Annotated in this window: 11 protein-coding genes and 1 pseudogene; 7 read left to right on the forward strand and 5 right to left on the reverse strand. The window is 62.9% G+C overall.

What is annotated here, in order from left to right; translation table 11 throughout:
* Positions 1-6: 6 nt before the first annotated feature.
* From NKI72_RS29530 to NKI72_RS29535, 3 genes and pseudogenes are all read right to left on the reverse strand, one after another.
* Positions 7-345 carry an XdhC family protein gene (locus tag NKI72_RS29530; protein ID WP_352836815.1) on the reverse strand — a complete coding sequence of 113 codons (339 nt, stop codon included), beginning with the start codon at positions 343-345 and terminating at the stop codon, positions 7-9.
* 85 nt (positions 346-430) lie between these two features.
* Positions 431-539 (reverse strand): annotated as a pseudogene (locus tag NKI72_RS35525) (AAA family ATPase); the annotation flags it as partial.
* Positions 540-572: 33 nt separating this feature from the next.
* Complete coding sequence (locus NKI72_RS29535) at positions 573-1,067, reverse strand: flavin reductase (protein WP_352836813.1); 495 nt, start codon at positions 1,065-1,067, stop codon at positions 573-575.
* 180 nt (positions 1,068-1,247) lie between these two features.
* Between NKI72_RS29535 and NKI72_RS29540 the strand changes: the two genes are divergently transcribed.
* Both NKI72_RS29540 and NKI72_RS29545 read left to right on the forward strand, forming a co-directional pair.
* Positions 1,248-2,321 (forward strand): branched-chain amino acid ABC transporter substrate-binding protein, encoded by a 1,074-nt coding sequence (locus NKI72_RS29540; protein ID WP_352851570.1) that lies wholly within the window; start codon positions 1,248-1,250, stop codon positions 2,319-2,321.
* Between the two features lie 14 nt (positions 2,322-2,335).
* Complete coding sequence (locus tag NKI72_RS29545; protein ID WP_352836844.1) at positions 2,336-3,355, forward strand: P1 family peptidase; 1,020 nt, start codon at positions 2,336-2,338, stop codon at positions 3,353-3,355.
* Between the two features lie 46 nt (positions 3,356-3,401).
* On the opposite strand, the gene NKI72_RS29550 is transcribed toward NKI72_RS29545, so the two are convergent.
* Positions 3,402-3,656, reverse strand: coding sequence for a DUF2171 domain-containing protein (locus NKI72_RS29550; RefSeq protein ID WP_352474015.1), 255 nt, complete (start codon positions 3,654-3,656; stop codon positions 3,402-3,404).
* A gap of 249 nt (positions 3,657-3,905) precedes the next feature.
* Between NKI72_RS29550 and NKI72_RS29555 the strand changes: the two genes are divergently transcribed.
* The 4 genes from NKI72_RS29555 to NKI72_RS29570 are packed head-to-tail and all read left to right on the forward strand — an operon-like array spanning position 3,906 to position 7,082.
* Positions 3,906-4,631, forward strand: a complete 726-nt coding sequence (locus NKI72_RS29555) for a DUF2259 domain-containing protein (protein WP_352501595.1) — start codon at positions 3,906-3,908, stop codon at positions 4,629-4,631.
* A gap of 11 nt (positions 4,632-4,642) precedes the next feature.
* Positions 4,643-5,143: a hypothetical protein gene (locus NKI72_RS29560; protein ID WP_352851571.1), complete on the forward strand. Its 501-nt coding sequence runs from the start codon at positions 4,643-4,645 to the stop codon at positions 5,141-5,143.
* 59 nt (positions 5,144-5,202) lie between these two features.
* Positions 5,203-6,510 (forward strand): adenylosuccinate lyase, encoded by a 1,308-nt coding sequence (gene purB, locus NKI72_RS29565; RefSeq protein ID WP_352836804.1) that lies wholly within the window; start codon positions 5,203-5,205, stop codon positions 6,508-6,510.
* Positions 6,510-7,082 carry an RBBP9/YdeN family alpha/beta hydrolase gene (locus NKI72_RS29570; protein ID WP_352836801.1) on the forward strand — a complete coding sequence of 191 codons (573 nt, stop codon included), beginning with the start codon at positions 6,510-6,512 and terminating at the stop codon, positions 7,080-7,082. Before purB ends, NKI72_RS29570 begins: the two co-directional genes overlap by 1 nt.
* A 1-nt stretch (position 7,083) precedes the next feature.
* Here the strand turns inward: NKI72_RS29570 and NKI72_RS29575 are convergent, their stop codons facing one another.
* Positions 7,084-7,896 (reverse strand): VOC family protein, encoded by an 813-nt coding sequence (locus tag NKI72_RS29575; RefSeq protein ID WP_352836798.1) that lies wholly within the window; start codon positions 7,894-7,896, stop codon positions 7,084-7,086.
* Between the two features lie 271 nt (positions 7,897-8,167).
* Between NKI72_RS29575 and NKI72_RS29580 the strand changes: the two genes are divergently transcribed.
* On the forward strand, positions 8,168-8,716 hold the full coding sequence (locus NKI72_RS29580) for an RBBP9/YdeN family alpha/beta hydrolase (protein WP_352474656.1): 549 nt from the start codon (positions 8,168-8,170) through the stop codon (positions 8,714-8,716).
* Positions 8,717-8,880: the final 164 nt, after the last annotated feature.

An 8,880-nucleotide genomic window follows, 5' to 3' on the forward strand; every position in this document is an offset into this window, starting at 1 on the left:
TCGAGATCAACCCAATCTTTCTACATAGACCCTGATGCGGCCGCCGCATGACAGGCCGACTTGCCAGGCGGTCTCGTCTGCGACGCCGAATTCGAGCATTTTGGCCTTGCCGCTATCGATAACATCGACCGCCTCGGCGACCACGGCGCCTTCGACGCAGCCGCCCGAGACGGAGCCGTGGAAATTGCCTTCGGCGTCGATGACCAGGTGGCTGCCGACCGGGCGCGGCGCCGAGCCCCAGGTCTCGACCACGGTGGCAATGGCGACATCCTTGCCGTCCTTCATCCAGCCCTCCGCGATGATCAGCGGGTCGCGGGCCTCATCGAGATAGATACTGCGTTCCATGATTTTCTCCCTGGCAGACATGTGGTTATGCGACGCGCTTCACGCCAGCCTCGATCCACGGGCGCGCGTCGACCGAACGCATAAAAAACAGCACGGTTGCCAGCGACCGGTCCGCCACATAGTCCGCACCGGTCAACAGATCGAGCGTCTCGTCGATCGTCCGCGGCGCCGGACGCGGTTTTCAACTCGGTCATCCTGTCTTCGCCGACGCGGCCATCTGAAAGCCTCTACAAAGCGTGGTAGCCGCGGTTGTGATAGATCAGCGGCCGCAAATTATCGCCGATGCGCAAACCTGTAACCTTGCCAAAAAGCACACGGTGGGTGGCCAGATCCTTGGAGTCGATCAGTTCGCAGTCGAAGACGGCGAGCGCACCCTTCAGCGTCGGCGCACCGGTCGAGATCACATCCCATTCGGCCAATGCGAAACGCTCCTCGACCGGCAGGCCGGTAATGCCGGAAAAGCCGATCGACAGCGGCTCCTGATCCGAAGCCAACGTGTTCAGGGCAAATTTGCCGTTTTCCACGAACGGCTCGTTCTTGGGATTTTCACGATTGAGGCAAACCAGGATGGTTGGCGGCGTATCCGACACCGAGCAGGCCGCGATCACCGTCGCGCCGCGCCTGCCGGCAGGGCCATCGGTGGTGATTACATGCACATGGCCAGCAAAATGGGCCATCGCGTCGCGGTAGGCCTGCGGCCCGATGTCATTCTTCTTCAGCACCGATGATTTTCCACTAGTCAGAACCAACCGTTATATATGGGGGGATATTGCAGGCCACAAGCGAAGTGCTTGACCTATATCCCGAATTCGCGTGTTGCGCCAAAGCTGGCCAGCCTTTAGGTCTTGACGGCATTGGCGCCGGCAGAACACGCGATCGGCTCGGAGGAATTCTTCGCTCGCATGCGACGTTGGACAACCACAATAGCGGTGCTGGCCTGGCTCTCGGTCGCCGGCAGTGCGAGCGCCGAGACGCTGCGGGTCGGCGTCGCGGCTCCTTTGTCGGGGCCGTCGGCGATCCTCGGCAAACAGATCGAGGCCGGCGCGACAATGGCGGCTGAAGCTGACGGTACCGAGATCAGGACGATCGATGACGCCTGCACGGCCGACGGTGGCGCCGCCGCCGCGCGGGAATTCACCGCGGCCAAGGTCAACGTCGTCATCGGGTTTTTGTGCACCGACGCAATCGAGGCGGCTCTGCCGATCCTCAAGGGTGCCGGCATACCGGTGATCACAGTCGGCGTTCGCACGGAAAGCCTGACCGACCGGCGCGCCAAGACCGGATGGCCGATCTATCGTCTCGGGCCGCGCGGCGACGACGAGCGCAATGCCGTCGCTGCCATCCTCACCCGCCTATGGCAGACCGAGCTGTTCGCCATCGTCGACGACGGTACGATCTATGGCCGCGAAATGGCCGAGACATTTCGGGCAGCCGCCGAGCAAGCGGCGCTGAAGCCGGTTTTCGTCGACACGTTCCGGCCGCAGCTCGACAACCAGATCGGCCTGATCGGCCGACTTAGGAAAGCCGGCGCAACGCATGTCTTTGCCGGCGGCGACGGCGATGATGTCGCCATTATGGGCCGGGATGCTGGCCAGCTACATACCGGCATGGTGTTTGCCGGCGGCGAAGCGTTGCGCGCGCCGCTCGGCGACGTGCCTTATGCCGACGGCACGCTGATGATCGCGCCGCCCGAATGGGTCGATGTCGCCGACCCCAAGGTGCTGCAGAGCTTTGCCGGACAAAACATCGTGCCGGAAGGTTACACGCTGCCCGCCTATGCCGCGGTCGAGATCGCCAAGTCGGCTTCAGCATTGACGCAAAGCTCCGGCGAGAGGCTGGCCAACGTGCTGACCGCGCATGACTTCACCACGGCGATCGGACCGATCCGCTTTGACGAAAAAGGTGACCCGACGCAAAATCCTTATCGAGCCTTCCGTTTCGACGGCGGCCGTTTCGTGCCGGCGGAGAGCCAATGATGTCCAGCACAGGGATGTTCCATACGGGTCCGCGCAATCTCATCACCGACGTCGCCGGCCTGCGTGTCGGCAATGCGGCGAATGCCAAGCTGAAATCCGGTGTGACCACCGTCATCTGCGACGAACCGGCCGTGGCCGGCGTGCAAATCCTGGGCGGTGCGCCGGGCACCCGCGAAACCGACCTGCTCGAGCCGCACAATTCGATCCACGCCATCCATGCCGTGGTGCTTTCGGGCGGGTCTGCTTTTGGCCTCGACGCCGCGTCGGGGGTGCAGGCGGCACTGCGTGAAAGGGGCATCGGCGTCGAGGTCGGCGGCTTTCGCGTGCCGATCGTGCCGGCGGCGATCCTGTTCGACCTGCGCAATGGCGGCGACAAGGATTGGGGCCGGTATCCGCCTTACCGTGACCTTGGCTACGAAGCCGCGCAAGCCGCTGCGATAGACTTTGCGCTCGGCACTGCCGGCGCAGGTAGCGGGGCTTTGAGTTCCGGCCTGAAGGGCGGGCTCGGCTCGGCCTCGACAGTGCTGGACAGCGGCGTCACCATCGGCGCGCTCGCCGCCGTCAACCCGACCGGCTCGGTGACGGTCGCAGGGACCCGCCATTTCTGGGCGGCGCCGTTCGAGATCGGCGACGAGTTCGGCGGGTTAGGCTATCCCCACCCGATGCCTGACGATGCCAGAAAGGTCCTGCTGAAGTTCCGTGACAAGCATGCGGCAGAACAGGCGGAAACCGGCGCCAACACGACCATCGCCGTGATCGCCACCGATGCGGTACTCACGAAGGCCGACGCCAAACGTCTGGCGATATCGGCGCATGACGGCTTTGTCCGTGCCATTTGGCCGACACACACGCCCGCAGACGGCGATCTGGTCTTCGCGCTGGCAACGGGCAAGAGCGGCATCGAGCTCGGGCTCAACGATGCAATCGATCTCTACGCCGCGGCCGGCGCCACGATGGCACGCGCCATCAGCCGCGGCGTCTTTGCCGCGACGCCGGCCGAGGGCGATCTGTTCCCGGTCTGGTCGTCGCGCTGAACGCGCAACGCTCATTCGGGTGAGCCGTAGTCAGACTGGATTATGATCAGGTGGGTTCGGATTTTTCTTCCTCGAACGTGACCGCAACATCCGAGTTTGCCGACAGCCGCACCTTCTGGCCCTCGACCTCGGCGACAAGGCTGAGAGGAATGAAGTGGTGATGGCCCCTGTGAGCGCCCTCGCCGCTGTCGCGCTTGGTCAGCTTTATGCGATCTCCGTCAACCTTGTCGACGGTACCGACATGGACGCCGTCGGCGCCGATCACTTCCATACGTTCGCGAATCTTGGCTGCATCAATCATTGGGGGTCTCCCTTAGAGCGCCGCGCGTCCCTTTGAACGCGCAAAGGACGCTCTAAACATTTTTGAATCAATGCATCGCGCCTTCCGAAAATCGATCCTGATTTTCGGAAGGCACGATGCGGTGAAGTTGCCGACAATAACAAACGACGGCCGGATTGGATGCATCGACTTTGTGTTTCAGTCAGCACGATCTTTTGACGGCATCGTGATAGGAATTTGAGGGCGTCGACCGTCGGAATGGAAAGCCCCATGCGAAATCTTGCCCTGTTTGCAGTCTGCCTGCTTGCCCCGCTTGCAACTTTGGCCGCCGCCTTCGCAGGCGATGTCGCCGAGCTTGAGATCCTCGGCTTCAGCAGTGATGGCGGGGTCTTTGCCTTCGAGGAATACGGCGTCCAGGACGGATCGGGATTTCCCTATGCGACACGCTATTATATCGACACGGCCGACGACAGTTTCCTGAAGGGCTCGCCGATACGTGTCCGGCTCGACGACGAGAATGCCACGGTGGCCGCAGCGCGGCTGCAGGCCCGGCAAAGGGGCGAAGCGATCGTCAGTCAGGCGGAACTCACGGCAAATCGCGGCATCACCGCCGGCTTCAACCCGGTGACCGAGCTTTCTGCCGATCCCTTCCGCATGGTGGTCAATCCGCGCCCGATCTTCTCGCCGGTCGACGATCCGCTCGAGTTCCGGCTCGACCAGATCGGCATGAATGACACCGAACGCTGCCAGAGCCAGGGCGAGATCAACGGCTTTCGCCTGCTGCGCATCGAGGCGAAGGATGGCGGCCAGACGAGGATCATTCACGAGGACAAATCGATCCCGCAAAGCAGAGGCTGTCCGAATGGCTACCAGATCGGCGCGGTTCAGACATTTTCGCTGGATAGCCTCAGCGCCTATGCCGTGCTGATCGCGGTGCGCCAATACGGCTTCGAAGGGCCGGACTATCGCTGGATCGCGGTAACCGGTCGCCTGTGACGTTCCCCGCCATGCGCTATCGCGCTCTGCGCCGTCTCCGCCGTGCTCTGCCGTCGCTGCGCACCGCATTTGCCGGTGCCTTGCTGTGGGCGGCAGCGATGGGCGCCAGCGCGCTGCTCAATCTGCTGCAGTACGATTGGGAGACCCCGGCAAAGATCCGCTTCGTCTCGCTGCTTTATGCTGCCGGCGGTGCGCTGGCTTTCCCGATTGGGCTTCTCCTGGCGCGGCTCGTCTCGCTCGGACGCCACTGGGAGATCGCCCTCGCTGCCGCCTTCGTTTGCCTTCTCGCAGCGACGATCGCCGTCACCGGCGGCCTCTTTGGGCTGCAATACCGCTCCTACTATGTCCAATGGCATGCGCCTGCGTTCACCATCACCTGGATTTTCCAGTTCGTGTTCACGATGTTGGCGGCACTCTATCAGTTCGTCGTCCTCGGCATCCGGCTGTATTTTCCGCTCGGTTTCGTTGCACTCGCTGTCGCCAGTGTCTGGTTTGCGCGCCAGCAACGTTGAGCATTTTGCCTGCCTCTGTTAGGACGCGGGCAAATGCTCTCACAAGTCAGGACCGACTGATGATCCCTCGCTACTCCCGGCCGGAAATGGTGGCCATCTGGTCACCCGAAACCCGGTTCCGTATCTGGTTCGAGATCGAGGCCTACGCCTGCGACGCATTGGCCGAGCTCGGCGTCATCCCGAAGGAGGCCGCCAAGACCATCTGGGAGAAAGGCGGAGCGGCGAAGTTCGACGTCGACGCCATCGCCGAGATCGAGCGCGTCACCAAGCATGACGTCATCGCCTTTCTCACCCATCTTGCTGAATTCGTCGGGCCGGATGCCCGCTTCATCCACCAGGGCATGACATCCTCCGACGTTCTCGACACCTGTTTTGCCGTGCAGCTCACCCGCGCCAGCGACATCCTGCTGGCCGACATTGACGGGCTGCTTGCGGCGCTCAAGCGCCGCGCCTTCGAGCACAAGGACACCATCACCATCGGCCGCAGCCACGGCATCCATGCCGAGCCGACCACCTTCGGCGTCAAGCTGGCGCAGGCCTATGCCGAATTCTCGCGTTGCCGCGAGCGGCTGGTGCACGCACGCGAGGACATCGCCACCTGCGCCATCTCGGGTGCGGTCGGCACCTTCGCCAATATCGACCCCTATGTCGAAGAATATGTGGCCAAGAAACTCGGACTGAAGCCCGAGCCGGTGTCGACGCAGGTGATTCCGCGCGACCGCCATGCGATGTTCTTCGCCACGCTCGGCGTCATCGCCTCGTCGATCGAGCGGCTGGCGATCGAGGTGCGCCATCTGCAGCGCACCGAGGTACTCGAAGCAGAAGAGTACTTTTCACCCGGCCAGAAGGGCTCGTCGGCGATGCCGCACAAGCGCAACCCGGTGCTGACCGAGAACCTCACCGGCCTTGCCCGCATGGTGCGCTCCTTCGCATTGCCGGCAATGGAGAATGTGGCGCTCTGGCACGAACGCGACATCTCGCATTCCTCGGTCGAGCGCATGATCGGGCCCGACGCGACGGTGACGCTCGATTTCGCGCTCTCACGCCTGACCAGCGTTGTCGACAAACTGCTCGTCTACCCCGACAACATGCTGAAGAACATGAACAAATTCCGTGGCCTTGTGCATTCGCAGCGCGTGCTGCTGGCGCTGACGCAAGCCGGTGTTTCGCGCGAGGACGCCTACCGGCTGGTGCAGCGCAACGCCATGAAGGTGTGGGAGCAAGGCGCTGATTTTCTTGAGGAACTTTTGGCCGACAAGGACGTTGTCGCAGCCTTGCCCGAGGCCGAGATCCGCGAGAAATTCGACTTGGGCTATCATACCAAGCACGTCGATACGATCTTTAGCCGAGTGTTTGGAGAAGCCTGATGATTTCGTCGGCCGGAGATTTCGATTTCCTCGCCCTGCCCGGGCGCGGCAATTCCGGGCCGGATCATTGGATGTCGCATTGGTGCCGGGTGTTCCCCAATTCGAGCCGCGTGCTGCAGGCCGAGTGGGACCGGCCAAAGCCTGAAGACTGGATCGGCCAGGTGGATGCCGCGGTGGCCGCCGCACCGCGCCGCGTCGTGCTGCTTGCGCATTCGCTGGCGGTGGCGACGGCGGTGAAGTGGGCTGCCGGCGCCAGTCAAAGCCAACTCGACAAGGTCGCGGCGGCATTCCTGGTCGCCGCGACCAATGTCGAGGATACCGATCCTTCATTCGACGCGGTGCGCCCGTTCGCGCCGATGCCGCTGAAGCGCCTGCCCTTCCCGACATTGGTGGTGGCGAGCCGCAGCGACCCACGCGTCACCTTCGACAAGGCGACCGCCTTTGCCGGAGCCTGGGGTGCGGACATCGCCGATGCCGGCGATCTTGGCCATATGGGAAACGAGGCCCGCCTCGGCTTATGGCCAGCGGGCCTGCTGATGCTTGGACGCCTGCTTGAGAAGGCGAACCTCTAGCCTACGCCTTACCGGGAACCGTCCTTATCACCGTGCCCCACGGATCCTCGCGGGTTGTCTCGCTTGCGGCATTGTCCGAACGCATCTCGACCCAGGCCAAGCCGGAGCGGGCGGGATCGCGGCGACCGGCGCCCGCGCTCTGCCACGCATTTGCGCCAATGTGGTGATGATAGCCGCCGGACGACAGGAACACCGCCGCGCCACCGTACTTTGCCACTGTTTCGAAACCGAACTCCTGATGCCACCATGCTTCGGCTTCTTCCGGCCTGCCGACCCGCAAATGGACGTGGCCGATAATGCTGTTTTCCGGCGCGCCCTGCCAGCCGGCGTCACCGGCCGGCACTTCGGCAATGACCGACGGAATGTTCAGCCGCTCCGTCGCCATCGCGATCTTGTCGCCATTCCATTTCCAATCCTGGGGGCGGCGGTCGGCATAGATCTCGATGCCGTTGCCTTCCGGATCAGTCAGATAAAGAGCCTCGCTGACCAGATGGTCGGATGCGCCCTCGATGCCGATCTTACCGGCGATGGCGTGATTGATCCAGCGGCCGAGATCGGCCCGGCCGGGTAGCAGGAAGGCGGTGTGGAAAAGACCGGCGCTGCGCGGGTCATCGGGTTTCGCAGCCGGATCCGCTTCGATGTCGAGCAAAGGGCGATTGACTGCGCCGAGCGTAATCGTGCCGCCGGAGCGGGTCAGTTCCTGCAAACCGACGACTTTGCGATAGTAGGCAGCGAGATTTTCTGCATCGCGCGCCCGCAAGCCGACACGGGCAACGCTGACCGGGGTCGTCGCGGCAAAAGGCAGTTCGCTCATCAAAGTGCTCCGTTCAGCCGGCGCTCGACAAGCTTCCAACGAAGGAACCCGGCGCCATCAATCATTCTACGCCGTGTCCGTGCCAAAATCTCGGAACAGCCATTCTTTCTCAGCGACAGATCGTCGATCGCGATCGTTCACACAAGAGCGCAAGAAGCGAACATGGTGTTCACAATAGCGAGCAGAACCGGGCTGATGAGAGGCCGTTTGCGTGTCGCTGTTGAGTTCATACCCGGTTGCACCCGACAGCGCCTCTCGCTACATGCGCGCCATGAAAGTCAGGGAAGCAGATATTCTCATCGTGCCGGGCTACACCAATTCCGGCCCCGATCATTGGCAGAGCCGCTGGCAGTCGAAACTATCGACAGCGCGCCGCGTCGAACAGACGGAATGGTCGAAGCCGGTGCGCGAGGATTGGACGGCCGGTGTCGCCAAGGCCGTTAACGAGGCCGAGCGGCCGGTCGTCATTGTCGCTCACTCGCTTGGCGTCGCCGCGGTCATCCAGGCATTGCCTCGGTTCGAGCGACCGGTCGCCGGCGCTTTCTTCGTGGCGCCGCCCGATGTCGCCAACCCTGAGATAAAGCCGAGGCACCTGATGACCTTCGGCCCCTACCCGCGTGACCCGCTGCCATTTCCGTCGGTGGTGATCGCAAGCCGCAACGACCCGTTCTGCGCCTTCGGCGTCGCCGAGGACATTGCCGCGGCGTGGGGCTCGCTGTTCATCGACGCCGGCGATGCCGGTCATCTCAACGCGGATTCCGGCTTCGGCCCCTGGCCCGAAGGTTCGATGACGTTCGCGAAATTCCTGACGGATCTCTAGAGCGGTTCACCGTTTCACGGAAACGGCGAACCGCTCTAGCTCTTTGTTTTGACGCATTCCGGACGGAAACCGTTTCACACTTTTCCTGGAATTGCTTGTCTTATGACTTTCGCTGCCGAATGGGTCAGAAAGGAACGCTGAGAGAGGGTAGCCGCCCTCCCTCA

Origin of the sequence: Mesorhizobium sp. M0437 (genome assembly GCF_040321335.1) — a bacterium.
Classification (GTDB): Bacteria; Pseudomonadota; Alphaproteobacteria; order Rhizobiales; family Rhizobiaceae; genus Mesorhizobium.